We start from the raw sequence: 19,841 nt of genomic DNA on the forward strand, positions 1-19,841 counted from the left end.
CAATTTGGAGGTAACTGTGCGCGTAGCACTTGCTCAAATCATCACGGGCCGCGAGCTTGACCAGAATCTTGATCTGGTGCGGGACTACACCGGCAAGGCCAAAGCCGGCGGTGCAGACCTGGTGGTCTTCCCGGAAGCGACCATGCGCGCCTTTGGTCATTCGCTGCTGGACATCGCCGAACCCCTGGACGGCCCATGGGCGTCGGAGGTCCGTGCCATCGCCGCGGAAGAGGGCATCGTCATTGCCGCCGGCATGTTCACGCCGGGCGCGTCCGACGCCGGAGCGGCCAAGGTCCGCAACACCCTGCTGGTCACCGGGCCGGGCGTCGAGGGAAGCTACGACAAGATCCACCTGTACGACGCCTTCGGCTTCGCCGAGTCCGATACCGTGGACGCCGGCACGAAGCCCGTGACGTTCGACGTCGACGGCGTCACCTTCGGCCTGGCCACGTGCTACGACGTGCGGTTCCCGGACCTGTTCACCGAAAACGCCGAACGCGGCGCCCTGGTCAACATCGTTTGTGCCTCGTGGGGAGCCGGGCCGGGCAAGGTCGATCAGTGGAAGCTGCTGGCCCGCGCCCGCGCTGTTGACTCCACCACGTACGTCCTCGCTTGCGGACAGGGCGACCCGGCCAGCGTCGGTCTCGAAGCCAAGGGGTCCGCTCCTACCGGCGTCGGGCACTCCGCCGTCGTGTCTCCGTTCGGCGAAGTTCTCCAGGAACTCGAGGGCGCCCCTGGACTGCTCTTCGCGGACCTGGACCCCGCCGTCGTCCGGGACGCCCGCACCAAGCTCCCGGTCCTCGCCAACCGCCACAAGTTCTAAACCCGGACGCCGGATCAAGCGCGGCGACGCGCAAATGCCCTGACGCTACCGGTATTCCCGGAGCATCAGGGCATTTGCGCGTCGATGTAACAGAGGGGGGGGTTACTTGGCGGCGCGCTGGCGGGAGATTTCGTAGAGGGAGATGCCGACAGCCATGGAGGCGTTGAGCGATTCCATCGCGGAGTCGATCGGGATGGAGACGATCTGGTCGCAGTTTTCGCGGACCAGCCGGCTCAGGCCCTTGCCTTCAGACCCGACAACAACGCAGACCGGCTCGGTGGCCAGAGCCAGATCGGGCAGCGAGACGTCGCCGTCGCCGTCGAGGCCCAGCACGTAGATGCCCATGTTCTTGAAGGCCTTGAGTGTGCTGTTGAGGTTCGCGGCACGGGCCACGGGGACGCGGACGGCGGCACCGGCGCTGGTCTTCCAGGCCGAGGCGGTGACACCGACCGAGCGGCGTTCCGGCACGACCACGCCGTGGCCGCTGAACGCGGAGACGGAGCGGATGATGGCGCCGAGGTTACGCGGGTCGGTAATGCCGTCGAGGGCCACGAAGAGCGGGGCGTTGGCGATGTGGCCCTTCTTCCAGCCCTCGATGGTTTCCTCGGCCAGCTCGTAGGCGTCCTGGTATTCGTACGGCGGGATCTGAAGTACAAGGCCCTGGTGGATGGCGTCGTCAGTCATCCGGTCCAGTTCGGGCTTGCCGGTTTCCAGCAGCGGAATGCCGCGTTCGGCCGCGAGCTTGAGGGACTCCTTGACGCGGTCGTCCATCTCGATCCGGATGGCGACGTGCAGGGCTTTGGCCGGGATGCCGGCGCGCAGGGCCTCGACGACGGAGTTGCGGCCGGTCACGACCTCCTCGGTGGCACGGCCCTTGGGACCGGAACGGGCGCCGGCGCCGGCGCTGCGGGTTCCCGGTCCGCGCTTGGCCGCGGAGCGTTCCGCGAGCTGCTTGCTCTTGTGGGCCTTGTGGTAGGGACGGTCCTCCGCTTTCGGAGTGGGCCCCTTGCCCTCGAGGGCCTTGCGGCCGTGACCGCCGGTCCCGACAGTGGGGCCCTTCTTCTGTTTGACCGAGCGGCGACCGTTGTTGGCCATGAGTTTCACCCTTTTAACTACGCGATTCGTGAATAAGTCTGGACTCCAGTCTACTGACCCGCGTTAAATCCTCGACCGGGCAGTTTCTCCGGCACGGCTCGCCGGTGTGCCTCGCAAGCGGGTTCAGCTGCGCTTGAGGCTCCAGCTCGCGCCGTCGGCACCGTCCTCGACGACGACGCCGGCCCCCGCCAGGGTGTCCCGGATGGCGTCCGAGGCGGCCCAGTCCTTGCCGGCCCGGGCCTGCGCGCGGGCGGCGAGCTGGGCTTCGACCAGGACGCCAAGGGCAGTCGTGGCCTGCTGGTCCACCGCCGGGGCGGCGGCGTCGTTCAGCCCAAGGACACCCATCATGGCTGTGACGCCGGCGAGTGCCTGCCGGGCGTTGTCGGGCTCCCCCGCGGTGAGCGCGGTGTTGCCGGCCCGGACGGTTTCGTGCAGGACCGCCAGGGCCTGCGGCACGTTAAGGTCATCGTCCATGGCGGCCACGAAGGCGTCCGGGACGATGCCGTCGCCCGTTGTTGGGCCGCCGACGGAAAGGGCCCGGGCGGCACGGTCGATAAAGCCGTCAATCCGCTCGACGGCGGCAGCCGCCTCCTGCAGCGAGGTCGGCTGGTAGTCGAGCACCGAGCGGTACTGGGCCTGCCCGAGGTAGTAGCGGACCACGCGCGGCGGGGCCAACTCCAGCATCTCGGCGGGGCTGACCGTGTTGCCGATGGACTTCGACATCTTCTCGCCCGCGTAAGTCACCATGCCGTTGTGCATCCAGAAGTTCGCGAAGCCGTGGCCCGCCGCCTGGGACTGGGCCATCTCATTTTCATGGTGGGGAAAGCGCAGGTCCAGGCCGCCGCCGTGGATGTCGAACTCGGTCCCGAGGTACTTGGTGACCATCGCGGAGCATTCCAGGTGCCAGCCGGGCCGGCCGGCGCCCCACGGCGAGGCCCAGCTCGCCGTCGTCGGCTCCCCCTCTTTGTGCCCCTTCCACAGGGCGAAATCGCGGGGGTCCTTCTTGCCGCGCGGGTCCGCGTCCGTGGCGCCCTGCATGTCGTCGATATTTTGCCGCGTCAGCGAGCCGTATTTGGACCACGAGCGGACGTCGAAGTAGACGTCGCCGGAGCCGTCCAGGGCCGGGTAGGCATGGCCGCGGTCGATCAGCTGGGCGATCAGGGCATGCATCTCGGGGATGTGGCCCGTGGCCCGCGGTTCATAGGTGGGACGGGAAACGCCCAAAGTGTCGTAGGCCTTGAGGAATTCCTGCTCATACCGGTAGGCCAGCGCCCACCATTCCTCATCCCGGACCGTTCCAGGCTCGGCAGGGAAGTCCGCCGCGAAGGATTCCGCGGACTTGGCGAGGATCTTGTCGTCGATGTCGGTCACATTGCGGACCACCGTGACGCGGAAGCCGCGGTAGTCCAGCCAACGCGTGAGCTGGTCAAAGGCGATCGCGGAACGGATGTGGCCGACGTGCGGCATGCCCTGCACCGTGGCACCGCAGTAATACAGGCTCACCTTGCCGGGAACCAGAGGAACGAAGTCACGGACTTCGGCGGATGCTGTGTCGTAGAAGCGCAGGGTCACCGCTCCAGATTAGCCGATGGCGGCGGGCCGGGACGTGCCTCGTCTGCCGTTCCGGCTACTTGCAGTGCTGGCCGATCCGGTCCATCTGCTGCCGGAGCTGCGTCAGCTGGCCGGAGGTCTGGACCCCGGTGGAGCTCTCCCCTACCTGCTTCATAATGTCCGCCATCTTCTGGATGGGCTCGCCGACCTCCGGGGCCACCTTGTCCGCCACCTCCTGGTAGTGCCGGCCGATCTGGGCAGCCTTTTCCTTGTCGCTGCCGGTGGGGGTGAACGTGTCCGTGTTCAAAAACTTGCAGCTTTCGTCCACGTTCATCCGGGGCGTGGTGCTCGCTGCCGGGGTGGGAGTACCGGCGCACCCGGACAGCAGCATTCCGGCGGCAAGAACGACGGCGGGAAGCGACTTTTTCACGGGGAGTCTCCTGACGTTTCGGGAGGGGTTGTCCCTTAAGCGTAGGCCCTGCCGCCCGGACCGGCTCAGCCTGCCGGATAAACCAAGGCGGTGGCCGTGGCCGCGATGCCCTCGCCCCGACCGGTGAAGCCCAGGCCGTCGCTGGTGGTCGCCGAGACGCTCACCTGGGCGCCGGCCGCAGCACTGAGGACCCGCTGGGACTCCTCCCGGCGGGGGCCGAACTTCGGCCTGTTCGCCACGAATTGCACCGCGATGTTGCCGATCTCGAAGCCCGCGGCACGGACGATCCTGGCGGCTTCCGCGAGAAGGGTGACACCGGAGGCGCCGGCGTATTCGGGGCGGTCGGTGCCGAAGTGGGTGCCGAGGTCGCCGAGGCCGGAGGCGGAGAACAGAGCGTCGGCGGCGGCGTGGGCCACCGGGTCGCCGTCGGAATGCCCGGCGAGTCCCCGTTCCCCCGCCCAGTGCAGGCCACCGAGCCAGAGCGGCTGCGGCGCATCCTCGGGAGCGTAGGCATGGACGTCAATGCCGATTCCGGTTCGCGGAATCGGCATCCCGGGCTGCGGCTGCTGGTCGCTGCGCATGTCTAGCCCTCCACCCACCGCGCGCCCAGCGGGCCTTCAAGGAGGCCCTCGGCGAGGATGAGGTCCAGCGGCGTGGTGATTTTGAGGGACTGGCTGGCGCCGCGCACCGCGTGGACGGGCACGCCAAGCAGTTCCACCAGCATGGCGTCGTCGGTGACGGCAGCCGCCTGGGCGGCGTCGAAGCCTGCCGCCGCTTCATGTGCCCGCTGCAGGGTGGCGAGCTCGAAGCCCTGCGGGGTCTGCACCGCCCGGAGGATCTCGCGGGGCGCGGTGCCGGTGACTACCTCGGGGGCGATGGCCGCATCGCCGTCGTGCGTGGCTTCCACGGTCTTGACGGTATCGACAACCGGCATCACCGGAATCACGGCGACCGCACCCGCTGCAAGGGAGGCCGCCACGCGGTGGAATACAGCTTCCGGGGCGAGCGCCCGGGCGGCATCGTGGACCAGGACGGACTGGGTGCCCGGCAGCAGGGCAGCCAGCGCTGCCCGGACGGAGTCGGCCCGGCTGGCCCCGCCGTCGACCATGGTGACCTCGGGCAGCGGCACGTTGTCCCCTGCCCCGGCGGCGCGGCCATGCTCGGTCTGCAGCTCTGCAAGGAACCCCTCACACTGGGCCCGCAGGTCAGCGTCCCCGGGAGGGAGGGCAACGCAGATCTGACGGGCGATCCCCGCCGCCGCCACGCCCCGCAGCGCGTGCGTGAGGATGCTGTCGCCGCCCAGCGGGACTTTGGCCTTCGGCATACCGTAACCCAGGCGTTGACCGGAACCGGCGGCTACGAGGATGACCGCGGTGACGGGGACTGTCGATGCAGTGTTCATGCCGACAAGACTACGTCGCGGCGCCCCGCTCCAGCCCAACCAGTTCACCGGCGGATATCGTCCGGGGGCAGTTTGGGCGCAGGGATCGACGTCGGCAGCAAGGCTGACGGCGTGTTCGTGTCAAAGTACCCCCAGTGTGCGGCCGCGGCGCCTGGAGCGGGGTGCTTGGGCTGAAAAGGGCAAAAAGAAGCCCCGGCGGCTGTACGCCACCGGGGTTCGATTCTGACTCTTTAGCTAGGAAGCCAGGACCTCGTCGAGAACGCTTGCGGCCTTCTCTTCATCGGTCTTCTCAGCCAGTGCCAGCTCTGAAATCAGAATCTGGCGGGCCTTGGCCAGCATGCGCTTCTCTCCTGCGGAGAGACCCCGGTCGTGGTCACGGCGCCACAGGTCACGGACGACCTCTGCCACCTTGATGACGTCACCGGAAGCAAGCTTCTCCAGGTTTGCCTTGTAACGACGCGACCAGTTGGTGGGCTCCTCCGTGAACTCAGCGCGCAGCACATCAAAGACGTGCTCCAGGCCTTCCTTGCCCACTACATCCCGGACCCCAACAAGGTCAACGTTCTCTGCTGGAACTTCAATGGTCAGATCACCCTGAGCCACCTTGAGCTTGAGATACATCTTCTCTTCGCCCTTGACAGTGCGCATCTTGATTTCTTCAATTTTCGCTGCACCGTGGTGAGGGTAAACTACTGTCTCGCCGACCTCAAAAACCATGTGGACATTCCCCTTTCCCGCAGACCAGTTTATCACGATTAAGGCATACGACTGCCATGGATCGCGCTTCAAAACCGCGTAAATCCGCGGAAAAGGGTCCGAATCCGCCCCCCAAAGCCCTTGACGAACGCGGATAATAGTGCATTGGCCGACCTCTGCCAAGGGTCTCCGGGTTCGACGGCGGCGGCCCGCCGCGGCGTCTTCCGGTGCGGCAGGGCATGACCAACGGGCGCCTTTGTTTACCCGGCCGAATCCGCGTTTGGTGAGTATTGCGGATAGGCTATGCCTGAATAATGTTCCAAGACTCTCAAGGAGTGCGTGACGTGCGTTTCACTGCGATGACCCGGGGCCGGCGCGGCAAGCTGGCAATGGCAACGGCTGCACTTGGCATTGGCCTGCTGTCCGTGACCGGTTGCGGCTACACCATGCCGGCGCAGACCTCTGTGCAGTACTCGGCCTCCGACGGGACCCGCACGGACCTCGGCCCGCTCCAGCTACGCAACATGCTGATCATCTCCGACGGTGAGGACAAGCCGGGGCGTGTCATCGGCGCGGTCTACAACACCTCGTCCAAGGATGTGAAACTGACGATCAACGGCGCGGGCGGCTCCCAGACCCAGGTGCCGGTCAAGAAGAACTCCTACGTCCTGCTGAACGACAGCACCGACGCTGCGGTGCTCAGCAGCACCGGCGGCAAGCCCGGTTCGCTGGTTGAGGTGACCATCCGTGAGGACGGCAGCAACCTCGAATCCAACTTCAAGATCCCGGTGCTGGATGGCACGATCCAGGACTACAAGAAGTACCTGCCCACCGCCGAGCCCACGAGCTCGGGGGCGGCTTCCGGTTCCGCGACCCCGACGTCGACTGCCTCGCCGTCGTCCGCTACCTCGGCTTCGTCGACAGCATCGCCGTCCTCCTCTGCGACGCCCTCGCCGACCTCCAGCCGCTAAGCGGCACCGCCGCCCACCGGCGGCGCGCCGGCGCAGTAATTGGAACAGAGCCGGCCCCAGCGCCGGCACAAAAAGGAGTGGCACCCGCCGGGTGCCACTCCTTTTGCGTCCCCGGCCAGCGCTCAGGGCTCGAACTTGTAGCCCAGCCCCCGGACGGTTATCAGGTACCGCGGCGCCGAAGGATCCGGCTCAATCTTGCTGCGCAGCCGTTTGACGTGCACGTCCAGGGTTTTGGTGTCGCCCACATAGTCCGAGCCCCAGACCCGGTCGATAAGCTGGCCCCGGGTGAGGACGCGGCCGGAATTGCGCAGCAGCATCTCAAGCAGCTCGAATTCCTTCAGGGGCAGCGCCACCTGTTCGCCCTGCACGCTGACCACGTGCCGCTCAACGTCCATCCGGACCGGGCCGGCCTGGACGGTGCTGGCCACCAGCTCCTCCGGTTCGCCGTGGCGGCGAAGCACCGCGCGCACCCGTGCCACAAGTTCCCGGGAGGAGTAAGGCTTGGTGACGTAGTCATCGGCGCCCAGTTCCAGGCCCACTACCTTGTCGATTTCGGCGTCCTTGGCGGTCAGCATGATGACCGGGACTGACGAACGCTGGCGCAGCTGGCGGCACACTTCGGTTCCCGACTGTCCGGGCAGCTGGAGGTCCAGGAGGACCAGATCCGCTCCGTTGCGGTCGAATTCGGTGATGGCGTCGAGGCCGTTGTCCACCACTTCGACTTCGAATCCTTCCTTCCCCAAAAGATAGGACAGGGGGTCGCTGAACGATTCCTCGTCCTCGACAATAAGAATCCGGCTCAAGCGCTAGCTCCTTGCTCATGGACGCCGGCGGCGTCGCGTCGTTCTGGTCGTACATTCTGCGGGGATCGGCGGACATCCGAGGCGGGCAGGTCCTGGTCTTCCATTTCAGGCAGGCGGATGGTGAAGGTGGACCCCTGTCCCGGCTGGGACCAGAGCGTGACCTCACCGCCGTGGTTGGCCATCACATGCTTGACGATGCTCAACCCGAGTCCGGTCCCGCCGGTGTGCCGGGAACGCGCGGAATCCACCCGGTAGAAGCGCTCGAAGACGCGTTCCTGGTCCTCGGGGCTGAGTCCCTCACCCTGGTCACTTACCGAAACGGCCACCAGCCCGTCCCGGGACCGCACGCCGATCCCTACTCTGGTGTTCTCCGGTGAGTACCGGATGGCATTGTCGATCAGGTTCCTGAGGGCCGTGACGAGGAGGTCTTGGTCGCCGTAGACCATAGCGTCGGTGCGGCCGCCCACCACGATCTCGATGTTCTTGCTTTCGGCCGGCAGCTGGGACCGGTCCACGGCCTCGGCCACCACAGTGTTAATGTCCACCGGGTGGGCCTGCTGGGCCACGTTGGCGCCCTGCAGCCGCGACAGTTCGATGATGTCCTGCACGAGCGCTGCCAGGCGGGTGGATTCCTTGTGCATGCGCTTAGCGAAACGGCGGACCGCTTCCTCGTCGCCGGGCGAAGCCTCCAGCGCCTCCGCGAGCAGCGAGATGGCGCCGACGGGGGTCTTCAGTTCATGCGACACGTTGGCGACGAAGTCGTTGCGGATCTCTTCGGTGCGCGTGATCTCCGTGCGGTCGTCGGCGAGCAGCAGGATGTATTCCTCCCCGAGCATTGCCGCCCGGACCTGCACTATGATCGTCCCCCGGCCCAGCGGACCGCGCGGCAGTTCGAACTGGTTCTCCAGGATCACGCCGTCGCGCCGCACCTTGGCGGTCATCTCCAGCAGCTGCTGGTGCACCACGGTGTGCCCGCGGACCAGCCCGTAGGCGTAGGCGCCGGGGCTGGCACGCACCACCCCGTCGATGGCGTCCACCACGAGGAAGGCGCGGCCGACGACGGCGAGCACCTCTGCGGCGCCTTCCGGAAGCGATGGCTCGTCGGTTTCGACGTCGCTGATCTTGCGCTGCTGCTCACTGATCCGGAAGGCGAGCACGCCGAAGATGCCGAGCGACAGGCCGACCAGGCCCGCGATCACACCGATGAGCATTGGATCCACGGCTCCAGCTTAGGCGCTGCCGTGAGCCGGAAACCGAAAACTTGTGCGGTTGCAGCGCTGGTTCAGCTAACGTTCATCTATTGGGGCGCAACAGTTCACCGGAGGCTGGCAGGGTGGCAGGTTGAACGCCGCTACGGTGAAACGAAACGTGGCCTGCCACTGCGGTGCCTGCAACGTTGAAGAGGAAAGGACGCACCCGTGCGTAAGGTTTTTCAGGAAGAGCTCACCCAGGTCGGCGAGCAGCTGGTCGAGATCTCGAAGCTGGTCAGCGAGGCCTTTGAGAAGGCGACGACGGCTTTCGAAGGCGCCGACATCGACCTCGCCGAGGACGTCATCGCTGCCGACGCACGGATCGATTTCCTGCAGAACAGCCTCGACGAGCGTGCCATCGACATCCTCGCCCTGCAGGGCCCGGTGGCCAGCGATCTGCGTATGATTGTCGGTTCGCTGCGGATGAGCGCGTCGCTGGAGCGGATGGGCGATCTCGCCCGGCACATCGCCCAGCTCGCCCGGCTGCGCTACCCGGCCGTCGTCATCCCGGAGCAGTTGCGGGAGACGTTCCAGAATTTCGCCAAGTCGGACCTGGAAATCGCGGAGAAGCTCACCGTGCTGCTGGAAACACGGGACCTGGAAGTAGCCCGCGACATCCTCAAGGCCAACAGCACGGTAAACGACCTGCATCTGAGCGTCTTCAAGGCCATTGCACGCAGCGACTGGACGGAATCCGCAGCGACCACCGTGGATGTCGCCTTGGCCAGCCGCTACTTCGAACGTTTCGCGGACCATGGCGTCTCCGTCGCGCAAAAGGTGACCTACCTGGTCACCGGGGCGTGGCACCCGAACAGCATCGAACACAGCTGAGGCACGCCTTCACGGGGAAACCTCTTACGACGACGGCGGACGGTCACCAAGGTGACCGTCCGCCGTAGTCGTAGCCTGGGGCGTTACTTCTTGCCCTGGTTCGCGACTGCCTTGATGGATTCCGCGGCGGCCTCCGGGTCGAGGTACGTGCCGCCCGGGTTCAGCGGCTTGAAGTCCTCGTCCAGTTCGTAGACGAGCGGGATGCCGGTGGGGATGTTGAGACCGGCGATGTCCGCATCGCTGATGCCGTCAAGGTGCTTGACCAGGGCCCGCAGCGAGTTGCCGTGGGCGGTGATGAGGACCGTCTTGCCCGCCTTGAGTTCTTCCTTGATGTCCGATTCCCAGTAAGGCATCAGGCGGATCAGGACATCCTTGAGGCACTCTGTGCGCGGGAGGGCATCGCCGAGGTCCTTGTAGCGCGGGTCCCCCACCTGGGAGAACTCGGAGTCGTCCGCAAGGGGCGGCGGCGGGGTGTCGTAGGAGCGGCGCCAGGTCATGAACTGTTCCTCGCCGTACTCGGCCAGCGTCTGGGCCTTGTCCTTGCCCTGCAGCGCACCGTAGTGCCGCTCGTTCAGACGCCAGTCGCGCTTGACGTCGATCCAGCCACGGTCGGCTTTCTCCAGCGCAAGGTTCGCGGTGTTGATGGCCCGCTTCAGTCGCGACGTGTAGAGGATGTCCGGGAGGAGGTTGTTCTCCACCAGCAGCTCACCGCCACGCACCGCCTCGGCACGTCCCTGGTCGTTCAGGTCGACGTCCACCCAGCCGGTGAACAGGTTCTTGGCGTTCCATTCGCTGTGGCCGTGGCGCAGCAGAATCAGCTTGTAAGTCATGCTTTTCATCCTAGTCGAGCCCCCGTGTGCCCTGCCCTGCGTTACACCGGCCACGCCAGGTGGGCCTCAAAAGGGAGGATAAGGTGGGTCTGTGGTGCAGAAGGCCGAGCGTGTGGTGTCCCCCCGGAACCCGGGCGGCGCCACCGGCGCACCCCACACCGGCACGGCCCGGACCGGCCGGCCGGTGGGCAACGTGACCCGCGGGACCACTAACCCCAACAGGATGCGGCGGGTTGACCGGTGGCTGACTGGACCGCAGGCCTGGCGGTTGCGGGCCGCGGCAGACCCGCTCGTCGTCGACCTGGGTTACGGTGCCTCCCCTGCGACCGCCGTCGAACTTTTTGAGCGGCTCTCCGCCGTTAGGCCCGACGTGCGCGTGGTCGGGATTGAGATTGAGCCGGAGCGGGTGCGGCAGGCGAAGCCGCTGGAACGGCCCGGACTGAGCTTTCGGCTGGGTGGCTTCGAACTGCCGGTGCCGGGACGGCCGGTGCTGGTCCGGGCCTTCAACGTGTTGCGCCAATATGAGGAAGCTGACGTGCCGGCCATCTGGCGGCTGGTGCAGGACCGCCTGGCGCCCGGCGGGCTGTTTATCGACGGTACCTGCGACGAGATCGGACGCCGGGTCACGTGGGTGGCCCTCGACGCCGAACGGCCGCTCAGCCTGGGCCTGTCCATGCGCTTCGGCGGCTTCGAACTCCCGTCGGACATCGCCGAACGGCTACCCAAGGCGCTGATCCACCGGAACGTGCCCGGCGAGAACATCCACAGGTATCTGCAGGCGATGGACCGGGCGTGGCTGGAAGCGGCGCCGCTGGCGTCGTTCGGGAACCGGCAGCGCTGGACGGCGATGTGCCGGGCACTGAACGACGGCGGCTGGCCGGTCCGGGACGGGCCCTCGCGCTGGCGTCTGGGCGAACTGACGGTGGACTGGGACGCCGTGGCGCCGGGCTAACTTCGGGGTAGGCCAGGCTCCGGATACTGTCGCCGGGCTGGCTCGGTCACCAGGGGCCGTAGGGACCCATGTTGCGGCTGCCGCCGCGGCCGGCGTCCTTGACGGCCGGCCGGACGTCGGCAAGGTAAACGGAGGCCGCCGTCACGGCCGCGAGGCCGAAGAGCCCCAGCGGGCCGAAGAACCCGCCACCGCCGCCGAGCAGCGACAGCAGGCCGATTGCCAAGGCCCCGCCGGTAAGGGCAAGCCAGAAGGTCTTGGTCCGCTTGGAGACGGCTTCGAAGGCGTTGGCCTTGTGCCGCAGGCAGTCGAAGAACGCCCACACCTCAAGCCCCAGGGCTACGAGGGCAAGGAGAAAATAGACTCCCCTGTCGGCAAAATCAATCAGCGTTCTTCCGTCCATGGTCCCAGCCTAGCCGCCCAGCGACGCCAGGGCCTGCTCCAGATCGGCCCACAGGTCCTCGACGTTTTCAATCCCGACGCTCAACCGGACCAGGTTCTCCGGCACGCTGAGCGGCTCCGCGGTGTGCCGGCGCCGCCGCTCGATCAGGGACTCCACTCCGCCGAGCGAGGTGGCCGGCAGCCACAGCTGCAGGGCGGCGATCATCCGGTCAGCGGTGTCCGCACCGCTGAGGCCCGCGCCGGGCACCGGCGCCATCTCGATGCACAGCACCGAGCCGAAGCCCTTCATCTGTGCTTTGGCGCGCTCGTGTCCGGGGTCCGTTGCCAGGCCCGGGTAACGGATGCTGCCGACGAGCGGGTGCCGGCTCAGCCGCTCGGCGAGCACCGCGGCGGAGGCCTGCGAGCGCTCAATCCGCAGCGCCAGGGTACGCAGCCCTCGCAGCGCCAGCCACGCCTCGAACGGCCCGGCGATGCCCCCGTGGATGGTGCGGTGGTGCAACAGTTGCGCGTGCAGGTCCGGGTCGGACGTGACGAGGGCGCCGAGGACCACGTCCGAGTGGCCGGAGAGGTACTTGGTAACGGAGTGCAGGACGACGTCGGAGCCCAGGGCCAGCGGCTGTTGCACCAGCGGGGTGGAGAAAGTGTTGTCGGTAACGACGAGAGCCCCGGCCGCGTGCGCCGCCGTCGTGAGCGCCCGGATGTCCGCAACGCCGAGCATGGGGTTGGTCGGGCTTTCCAGCCACAGCATGCTGGCAGGCGAGCCGCCGGCGGGAGCCAGCTGCTCCAGCACGGCGTCGGTGTCCGAGATGTCCACCGTCCGGAGCTCCAGCGCGCCTTTCTGCGCCAGTTCCGTAGCCATCACCAGCGAACCGGCGTAACTGTGGGACGGCATCACGAGCACCCCCTGCGCGGGGACCAGCGACAGCGCGGAGCTCACCGCAGCCAGGCCCGAGGCGTACAGCAGACCCGGCAGCGTGGCGCCCTCGAGCTGGGCCAGGGCCTGCTCGAAGGGGTCCCAGGTGGGGTTGGAGTAGCGGCCGTAGCCGCGGTCACCGGGGCCCAGCGGGCCGGTGCCGAAATAGGTCGAGGACAGCACCAGCGGCGGGTTGACCGGCGCGTCGCGTTCGCGCACCGGACGGCCGGCCGCGACCACTACGGTTTCGGCGGAAAGGGAGACTGTCTGCTCTTCGGAAAGACTCATGGTCACAGGGTACTTCGGCCCCCCGGCAAGCCCGTAAGGCGTTACGCGCGGGCCGTCTAGTGTCAGGGATTGTCGGTAGGCTAGAGCCGTGACTACCCAGACCCCCGGACCGTTCCCCGGACTGTTCATTGCCTTCGAAGGCGGCGACGGCGCCGGCAAGTCCACCCAGGCGGCGGAACTGGCAGGGGCGCTGGAGACCCGCGGACTGACGGTGCTGCGGACGCGCGAGCCCGGCGGCACGCCCATCGGCGAGAAACTGCGGTCGCTGGTCCTGGACCACGGGCACGGCCACATTGACGCCCGCACCGAGGCCCTGATCTTCGCAGCGTCCCGCGCGGCGCACGCTGAGCAGGTGATCCGTCCGGCGCTGGAGCGGGGGGAGGTGGTCCTCACCGACCGGTACATCGACTCGTCGGTGGCCTACCAGGGTGCCGGCCGCGGCCTCGGCACGGATGCAGTGCGGGAGATCAACGACTGGGCCACCTCCGGCCTTCAGCCTGACCTGACGGTGTTGCTTGACGTCGATCCTGCCGACGGCCGTCGACGCCGGACCGCCGGCGACGCCGCGGAGGACCGGCTCGAATCAGAGGCCGACGAGTTTCACGCCAGAATCCGTACCGCGTTCCTCGGGCTGGCCACTGCCCGGCCGGAGAAGTACCTGGTCCTCGCGGCCCAGCTTCCTGTGCAGGGACTGGCGGCCCGGATCCTGGAACGGGTCGAGGCGCTGCTTGAACTCCGCCAGGGCAGCTCGGCATGAGCGTCTGGGATGACCTGCAGGGCCAGCCGGCCGTCGTCGCCCAGCTGCGCCAGGCTGCCGAGCGTGGTGAGGGCCTGACGCACGCCTGGCTGTTTACCGGCCCGCCCGGTTCCGGCCGGTCCAATGCTGCCAAGGCCTTTGCCGCCGCGCTCAACTGTGACCAGGAGGACGTCGCCCGGCGCGGTTGCGGTGAGTGCCCCGCCTGCCAGACCATCGTCGGCGAGACGCACTCCGACGTCACGTTCGTGCGGACCGAAAAGGTCACCATCACCATCGATGAGGCCCGTGAGCTGGTCGCCACGGCCGGCAACCGGCCTTCCTCCGCCCGCTGGCGGATCATCGTCGTCGAAGATGCCGACCGGATGGCGGAGCGAACCACGAACGTGCTGCTGAAAGCCATCGAGGAGCCGACGCCGCGCACCATCTGGATGCTGTGTGCGCCCTCCCCGGCTGACGTGCTCGTGACGATCCGCTCCCGGTGCCGCGCGGTGGCGCTGCGGCTTCCGCCGGCCGCCGACGTCGCGACCCTCCTGGTCAAGCGCGACGGCGTCGACCCGGACGTCGCCGAACGCGCCGCCCGCGCCGCGCAAAGCCATGTCGGCATCGCCCGCAGGCTCGCCCGCGATCCCGAGGCCCGGGAACGCCGGCTGGAAACGGTGCGGTTCCCGCTGCACCTGCGCGGTGTCACCGCCGCTGTGATGATGGCGGACAAGCTGGTCAAGATCGCCACCGAGGAAGCCAACAGCTCCAATGACGAGCGTGACGCCGCCGAGAAGGCCGCGCTGCTCGCCACCCTCGGCGCGCCCGAGAGCGGCCCGCTCCCGGCGGCCATGCGGGGTCAGGTCAAGCAGCTCGAAGACGACCAAAAGCGGCGCGCCAAACGATCCGTCACCGACTCCCTTGACCGCACCCTGACTGACCTGCTGTCCTTTTACCGGGACGTACTAATCATCCAGATGGGAAACGCCGTCGAACTGGTCAACGCCGAGTTGAGGAGCGAGCTGCAGGAATTTGCCGGCCGTTCCACGCCCGAGGTGACCCTGGCCCGCATGGACGCCATCAACACCGCCCGCAAACGGATCACGACCACCAACGTGGCCCCGCTGCTGGCGATCGAGTCCATGGCCGCCAGCCTTATCTAACCCTCCAGCCGGGCTCCGCCCGCCTCGACCCCAGTTCCACATTTCCCAAGGAGAACCGCATGACGCCAGCACCATCCCGGCCCGCAGACAACCGGCCCCCCGGGATCGGCGTGCGGCGGGCCGGCGCCCTTGCGCTGGGTCTGGTACTGGCGCTGGTGCTCACTTCCTGCACGCTTTTCGGAGCCGGCGACGGCGGCGCGAAGGGCGCCCCGGGGAAGGCTGACCCCTCAATCGCCGACGCTGCGCCGGCAGAGCTGCGCAGTTTCTACTCGCAGCAGCTGAACTGGACGCGCTGCGAGGGTGACTTCCAGTGCGCCAAGGTCAAGGTCCCGCTGGACTACAGCAAGCCCGACGGCGGCACCATCGAAATCGCGGCCCTCAAGCTGGCCGCCAAGAGCGGCAACAAGAAGGGCAGCCTGCTGGTCAACCCGGGCGGCCCCGGCGGCTCCGGCTATGACTTCGTCAAGGACGCCGGCACGACAAACATTTCCGACAAGGTGCGCGCGGCTTACGACGTCGTCGGCTTCGACCCCCGCGGCGTGAAGCGCTCCGCACCGGTCACCTGCCTGACTGATCGGGAACGCGACGCCAACCGGGCCAAGATCTACAACCTGGACACCGACGCCGGCCTGGCCGAAGCCCTGGCGGACAACAAGGCCATTGCTGCCAAGTGTGCCGAGAAAACCGGCCCTGTGCTGGCCCACGTCGACACCGTCAGCGCCGCCAAAGACCTCGACATCCTCCGCGGTGTCCTGAACGACACGAAGCTGAACTACCTCGGCTACTCGTACGGCACGTTCCTCGGCTCCACCTACGCCTCGCTGTTCCCGGACAATGTGGGCCGGATGGTCCTGGACGGCGCGATGGATCCGTCGTTGAGCTACGAGGAACTGACCGCAGGCCAGGCGAAGGCGTTTGAAAAAGCGATCCGCGCCTATGTCACCAAGTGCCTGCAGGGCAGCGGCTGCCCCTTCAGCGGCAGCCCCGATGCCGCCGTCGGGCAGATCGGGGACCTCATCGCGGCGGTCGCAGCCAACCCGCGGCCCGCCAAGGACGGCAGGATCGTCAACGCCTCCATGTTCGTCAGCGGATTCATCCTGCCGTTCTACAACGACGACAACTGGCCGGTGTTGACCCAGGCGCTGGACAGCGCGATGAAGGGCGACCTGTCGCCGATGCTGCGGCTCTCCGACTTCGGCGCGGACCGCGAGCCGGACGGCACCTACTCCGCGAACTCCACCTTCGCCTTCAACGCCATCAACTGCCTTGACTACCCGATGTCCTCCGATACGGCGGCGATGCGGGCCGAGGAACAGCAGCTCCGCCAGCTCTCCCCCACCCTGGGCTACTACTTCGCCTACGGCGGAACGAGCTGCAAGGACTGGCCGTACAAAAACCTCCGGACCCCCGCTCCGGTGGAGTACAAGGGCTCCGCCGACATCGTCGTGGTGGGCACCACCGGGGATCCTGCGACGCCGGTCGAGTGGGCCAGCGCCTTGCGCAAGCAGCTGGGCACGGCCTCGCTGCTGACCTGGAAGGGTGAGGGGCACACCGCCTATGGCCGCTCCAACAGCTGCATCGAGAAGGCAGTGGACGGATACCTCGTCGACGGCAAAACACCGGCCGACAACACCGTCTGCTAGGACTCCGGTTTGACCTCCGCCGGCTCATTTTGACCCGGGCGCGGGCGCTCCATTACAGTTGTCTCTTGCATGATCCGCCCGGTTCGCCGGGGTTTCACGCGGTTGCTTCCTTAGCTCAGTCGGTAGAGCGTCTCACTCGTAATGAGAAGGTCATCAGTTCGATTCTGATAGGAAGCTCAAGGAAGAACCCCGTACTCCAGCTGATTCAGCAGGAGTGCGGGGTTCTTTGCTTTGCGCCGGGGCTGTGCTGCTTGCCGGTATTACCGGGCCGGGTAGAGCGGTGCACCTACGGGGCGGTCGAAGCGCTGGCCGGCAGGGTTGGAGGGCAGGACCATGAAGACCAGCAGCGCCAGGGCACCCAGGAACGGGACCAGGACAATCAAAAGCATCCAGCCGCTCATGTTCACATCGTGCAGCCGCCGCACGGACAGCGCCAGGGACGGAACGATCGTTGCGAGTCCCCAGACCACGGCCAAGATGCCGCCGATGACGGTTCCGGGCCCGGTGGTCGTGCCGTAGGCCGTGGTGGTGGTTCCGGACCCGATGATGACGTTGAGGAGGACGGATACAACGACGGAAGCCAGGGTCCACCACCAGTATTCGCTGCGGCTGGCCCTGCCGTTGAAGGTCGCGTACTTCTTGAAGAAGCGCTGGAGCGCTGCCGGAAAAGGTGCCCCGTAGTAGGGCGCCCAGAGCGGCGGCTCGGCTTTGTAGGCCGGCTGGTCTGAAGGATACGGCTGCTGGTACGTCAAGGTTCCCCCTATTGATGATTCGATGATTACGACATCATCGTAGGGGTCCGTGCCGCCCAAACGCCGATATAACCGTGTTTCAATCCAAGGGGCGGCGTGAGGGTCTTCAGCTCGGTTCGGATAGGAAGCTGTCGAGGATCTGCTCCAGGGACCTCAACTGGGGGCCCGTGAGGTGCGCTCCGCCGTCGGCCAGCTGTTCGAGCAATTCGGCAGCCGTCTCCGCGGCCTCTTCAAAGGTTCGCCGTTCCCGCTGTAAAAGGCGTTCAACCCACGCCTGATCTTCCACCATCGACCTGTCCCCCTCGGCCGAGTCTCTCCCCCGATGCCGAGCCTACCGGACCGCAGAGCTACCCGCCGGTATGAAGCATGCCGGCACGGCTGGCACACCTTACTCTGGGCCGGGTTGGCGTGGTCACACCGCAGGCACAGAGGGATGTCTGCCCGGCAGCCTCGGGAGCATACTAAAGGAATGAGCGACCGTGACGATTTCCTGCTTTGGGTGAAGTCAGTGCTCTACCAGGCCGAGCTCACACTGCATAACGGCGATGCCGAACCGCGCAAGCAGATCTGGTCCCGCAACGAGCCGGTGAGCGTCTTGGGGGCATGGCGCAATGCATACGGCCTGCAGCAGGTGGACGAACTCTTCACCGCTCTCGGGCAGAGCTTCTCCCATTGCACGTCCTACGACTGCGAACTGCAGGCCTACGACGTCGTGGGCGATATGGCCTACACCGCCGGACTGGAACACTCCTCAGCCTCCGTCAACGGTGAACCGCGCACCTACACGCTTCGAGCCACGCAGGTGTACCGCCGGGAGGACGGCCACTGGAAGGTGGCGCACCGGCACGGCGACACGGTGCTTCCGGACCCCGACGGCGCGTCATAGCCAATCGGGGCACCCGGCCCCGACTGCCCTTGTCATCCCCTGCCGCGTCGGCGAACCTTGGGACATGGACCGGCCCCGCCGCGAGGTACCCGCCGCTTCCGGGCCGGGAACACCCGACGCCGGCCGGCAGGGTTCCGCTGGCAGCCGCCGGCCGTGGGGCACGGTGGTTGCTTTCGGGCTGGTCAGCCTGGCCACCGACGTCGTGTCCGACGGCGCCCGCCCGCTGGCCGGGCCTTTGCTGGCGCAACTTGGTGCCTCGGCGTTGCTGGTGGGGCTGGTAACCGGTGGGGCGGAAGCCGCGTCGCAGGGCCTTCGCCTGGTCTTTGGCCCCTGGGCTGACCGCACGCACAGATACTGGTCATTCACGATTGCCGGCTACGCCCTGACAGCAGTCTGCGTCCCGTTGCTTGCCGCCGCCCCTGCAACGGGGACGGCCGGACTGGTCCTCGCCTCGGTACTGATCATCGGGGACCGGGTAGGCAAGGCGGTGCGCAGTCCCGCCAAGACGGTGCTGCTCGCCTCAGCCGCCAAAGGCGTCGGACGCGGACGGGGATTCGCGGTCCACAAATCCCTGGACCTCACCGGTGCACTGCTCGGTCCAGTCATCGTCGCTGCCGTGCTGGCCGCCACCGGGATGCTCTCCGCCGCGTTCGCGGTACTGGCCGTCCCGGCAACGGCCGCGCTGGCATTGCTATTGTGGCTGCGCCGCCGGGTCGCAGGGCCCGGCGGAGGCACAGTCGTTGACGGTGGCACTGGGGACGGCAGCATTGTTGACGGCGGCCCAGTCGCCGACGGCGGGGCGACGGTGGTTGGTAGCGGCACCGCCGGTGGGGAAGGCGCCGCCCCGGGCCCCGCGCCGTCGTTGTTTACCCGGGACTTCCTGCTCTTCGCGGTCAGCGCCTTCTTTTGGAGTGCGGGCCTGGTGGCGTTCGGAGTCATTTCCTACCATCTGACCACCGAGGCGGACCTGCCGGTCGCGGTGGTTCCGCTGCTCTACGCGGGGGCCATGGCTGCCGCGGTATTCGGGACCTTGGCCAGTGGCTTCCTGTACGACCGGGTGGGCGGGGCCGTGCTTCTGGCGCTGCCGGTCCTTATCGCGGCCGTTCCCGTCCTTGCGTTCTCCACCGGCCTGGTGCTGATTCTGGCCGGGGTGGCCATCTGGGGCGCGGCCACAGGGATCCAGGACTCCACGGTCAAGGCCCTCATTGCGGACCTCGTGCCGGAGGCACGGCAGGGATCGGCGTACGGGGTCTTTGCGGCCTTCGAAGGGGCCGGCGCGCTGGCCGGCGGCGCCCTATACGGCGCCCTCTACTCCGACAGTCCAGCCCTGACCGCTGCGGTGGCGGCGCTGCAGTTAGCGGCGCTGGTGCTGCTGCTTAGAACTGTCCGCCAAGCCCGCGCGGCATAACGCCGGTGTGGGGCCTGGA

The 19,841-nt window shown here is 67.3% G+C and carries 22 protein-coding genes and 1 tRNA gene; 10 read left to right on the top strand and 13 right to left on the bottom strand.

Annotation, left to right across the window (positions count from 1 at the left end):
- Positions 1 to 16: 16 nt before the first annotated feature.
- Entirely contained in the window at positions 17 to 823 is an 807-nt protein-coding gene (locus tag QFZ61_RS01005) for a carbon-nitrogen hydrolase family protein (protein WP_307032508.1), read from the top strand.
- 102 nt (positions 824 to 925) lie between these two features.
- Here QFZ61_RS01005 and rlmB read toward each other — a convergent pair whose 3' ends face one another.
- From rlmB to QFZ61_RS01035, 6 genes are all read right to left on the bottom strand, one after another.
- Positions 926 to 1,918 (bottom strand): 23S rRNA (guanosine(2251)-2'-O)-methyltransferase RlmB, encoded by a 993-nt coding sequence (gene rlmB, locus QFZ61_RS01010; protein ID WP_307032510.1) that lies wholly within the window; start codon positions 1,916 to 1,918, stop codon positions 926 to 928.
- 123 nt (positions 1,919 to 2,041) lie between these two features.
- A complete protein-coding gene (cysS, locus tag QFZ61_RS01015) occupies positions 2,042 to 3,490 on the bottom strand; it encodes a cysteine--tRNA ligase (RefSeq protein ID WP_307032511.1) in 1,449 nt (482 codons plus the stop codon).
- Between the two features lie 55 nt (positions 3,491 to 3,545).
- The gene (locus QFZ61_RS01020) at positions 3,546 to 3,899 is read right to left on the bottom strand and encodes a hypothetical protein (protein ID WP_307032513.1); all 354 of its coding nucleotides are present in this window, start codon (positions 3,897 to 3,899) and stop codon (positions 3,546 to 3,548) included.
- Positions 3,900 to 3,964: 65 nt separating this feature from the next.
- Entirely contained in the window at positions 3,965 to 4,450 is a 486-nt protein-coding gene (gene ispF, locus QFZ61_RS01025) for a 2-C-methyl-D-erythritol 2,4-cyclodiphosphate synthase (RefSeq protein ID WP_307037938.1), read from the bottom strand.
- A gap of 32 nt (positions 4,451 to 4,482) precedes the next feature.
- Entirely contained in the window at positions 4,483 to 5,301 is an 819-nt protein-coding gene (gene ispD, locus QFZ61_RS01030) for a 2-C-methyl-D-erythritol 4-phosphate cytidylyltransferase (RefSeq protein ID WP_307032515.1), read from the bottom strand.
- Between the two features lie 234 nt (positions 5,302 to 5,535).
- Entirely contained in the window at positions 5,536 to 6,018 is a 483-nt protein-coding gene (locus QFZ61_RS01035; RefSeq protein ID WP_026266570.1) for a CarD family transcriptional regulator, read from the bottom strand.
- Between the two features lie 323 nt (positions 6,019 to 6,341).
- Here QFZ61_RS01035 and QFZ61_RS01040 point away from each other — a divergent pair, with 323 nt between their 5' ends.
- Entirely contained in the window at positions 6,342 to 6,968 is a 627-nt protein-coding gene (locus QFZ61_RS01040) for a hypothetical protein (protein ID WP_373427109.1), read from the top strand.
- Between the two features lie 122 nt (positions 6,969 to 7,090).
- Here QFZ61_RS01040 and QFZ61_RS01045 read toward each other — a convergent pair whose 3' ends face one another.
- The gene (locus QFZ61_RS01045; RefSeq protein WP_307032517.1) at positions 7,091 to 7,771 is read right to left on the bottom strand and encodes a response regulator transcription factor; all 681 of its coding nucleotides are present in this window, start codon (positions 7,769 to 7,771) and stop codon (positions 7,091 to 7,093) included.
- A complete protein-coding gene (locus QFZ61_RS01050) occupies positions 7,768 to 8,982 on the bottom strand; it encodes a cell wall metabolism sensor histidine kinase WalK (protein WP_307037940.1) in 1,215 nt (404 codons plus the stop codon). The genes QFZ61_RS01045 and QFZ61_RS01050 overlap by 4 nt, the downstream gene beginning before the upstream one ends.
- Positions 8,983 to 9,189: 207 nt before the next feature.
- Between QFZ61_RS01050 and phoU the strand changes: the two genes are divergently transcribed.
- Positions 9,190 to 9,852, top strand: a complete 663-nt coding sequence (phoU, locus tag QFZ61_RS01055; RefSeq protein WP_307032519.1) for a phosphate signaling complex protein PhoU — start codon at positions 9,190 to 9,192, stop codon at positions 9,850 to 9,852.
- Between the two features lie 83 nt (positions 9,853 to 9,935).
- Here the strand turns inward: phoU and QFZ61_RS01060 are convergent, their stop codons facing one another.
- Complete coding sequence (locus QFZ61_RS01060) at positions 9,936 to 10,682, bottom strand: phosphoglyceromutase (RefSeq protein ID WP_307032521.1); 747 nt, start codon at positions 10,680 to 10,682, stop codon at positions 9,936 to 9,938.
- A 91-nt stretch (positions 10,683 to 10,773) separates the two neighbouring features.
- Here QFZ61_RS01060 and QFZ61_RS01065 point away from each other — a divergent pair, with 91 nt between their 5' ends.
- Positions 10,774 to 11,634, top strand: a complete 861-nt coding sequence (locus QFZ61_RS01065) for a class I SAM-dependent methyltransferase (RefSeq protein WP_373427110.1) — start codon at positions 10,774 to 10,776, stop codon at positions 11,632 to 11,634.
- 46 nt (positions 11,635 to 11,680) lie between these two features.
- Here the strand turns inward: QFZ61_RS01065 and QFZ61_RS01070 are convergent, their stop codons facing one another.
- On the bottom strand, positions 11,681 to 12,034 hold the full coding sequence (locus QFZ61_RS01070; RefSeq protein WP_307032523.1) for a DUF2516 family protein: 354 nt from the start codon (positions 12,032 to 12,034) through the stop codon (positions 11,681 to 11,683).
- Between the two features lie 9 nt (positions 12,035 to 12,043).
- The gene (locus QFZ61_RS01075) at positions 12,044 to 13,234 is read right to left on the bottom strand and encodes a PLP-dependent aspartate aminotransferase family protein (protein WP_307032525.1); all 1,191 of its coding nucleotides are present in this window, start codon (positions 13,232 to 13,234) and stop codon (positions 12,044 to 12,046) included.
- 88 nt (positions 13,235 to 13,322) lie between these two features.
- On the opposite strand from QFZ61_RS01075, the gene tmk reads away from it, so the two are divergent.
- The 4 genes from tmk to QFZ61_RS01095 all read left to right on the top strand — a co-directional run bounded on the left by tmk (position 13,323) and on the right by QFZ61_RS01095 (position 16,953).
- The gene (tmk, locus tag QFZ61_RS01080) at positions 13,323 to 13,991 is read left to right on the top strand and encodes a dTMP kinase (RefSeq protein ID WP_307032527.1); all 669 of its coding nucleotides are present in this window, start codon (positions 13,323 to 13,325) and stop codon (positions 13,989 to 13,991) included.
- Positions 13,988 to 15,133, top strand: a complete 1,146-nt coding sequence (locus tag QFZ61_RS01085) for a DNA polymerase III subunit delta' (RefSeq protein WP_307032529.1) — start codon at positions 13,988 to 13,990, stop codon at positions 15,131 to 15,133. The genes tmk and QFZ61_RS01085 overlap by 4 nt, the downstream gene beginning before the upstream one ends.
- A gap of 59 nt (positions 15,134 to 15,192) precedes the next feature.
- Positions 15,193 to 16,776 carry an alpha/beta hydrolase gene (locus tag QFZ61_RS01090; RefSeq protein WP_307032531.1) on the top strand — a complete coding sequence of 528 codons (1,584 nt, stop codon included), beginning with the start codon at positions 15,193 to 15,195 and terminating at the stop codon, positions 16,774 to 16,776.
- A 104-nt stretch (positions 16,777 to 16,880) separates the two neighbouring features.
- Positions 16,881 to 16,953, top strand: a tRNA-Thr gene (locus tag QFZ61_RS01095).
- 83 nt (positions 16,954 to 17,036) lie between these two features.
- Here QFZ61_RS01095 and QFZ61_RS01100 read toward each other — a convergent pair.
- Both QFZ61_RS01100 and QFZ61_RS01105 read right to left on the bottom strand, forming a co-directional pair.
- The gene (locus QFZ61_RS01100) at positions 17,037 to 17,528 is read right to left on the bottom strand and encodes a DUF805 domain-containing protein (protein ID WP_307032533.1); all 492 of its coding nucleotides are present in this window, start codon (positions 17,526 to 17,528) and stop codon (positions 17,037 to 17,039) included.
- Between the two features lie 106 nt (positions 17,529 to 17,634).
- Positions 17,635 to 17,817: a hypothetical protein gene (locus QFZ61_RS01105; protein ID WP_307032534.1), complete on the bottom strand. Its 183-nt coding sequence runs from the start codon at positions 17,815 to 17,817 to the stop codon at positions 17,635 to 17,637.
- 180 nt (positions 17,818 to 17,997) lie between these two features.
- Here QFZ61_RS01105 and QFZ61_RS01110 point away from each other — a divergent pair, with 180 nt between their 5' ends.
- The gene (locus tag QFZ61_RS01110; protein ID WP_307032536.1) at positions 17,998 to 18,414 is read left to right on the top strand and encodes a nuclear transport factor 2 family protein; all 417 of its coding nucleotides are present in this window, start codon (positions 17,998 to 18,000) and stop codon (positions 18,412 to 18,414) included.
- 64 nt (positions 18,415 to 18,478) lie between these two features.
- Positions 18,479 to 19,822 carry an MFS transporter gene (locus QFZ61_RS01115; RefSeq protein ID WP_307032538.1) on the top strand — a complete coding sequence of 448 codons (1,344 nt, stop codon included), beginning with the start codon at positions 18,479 to 18,481 and terminating at the stop codon, positions 19,820 to 19,822.
- Positions 19,823 to 19,841 lie beyond the last annotated feature (19 nt).

The sequence above is a fragment of the Arthrobacter sp. B3I4 genome, from assembly GCF_030816855.1.
Classification (GTDB): domain Bacteria; phylum Actinomycetota; class Actinomycetes; order Actinomycetales; family Micrococcaceae; genus Arthrobacter.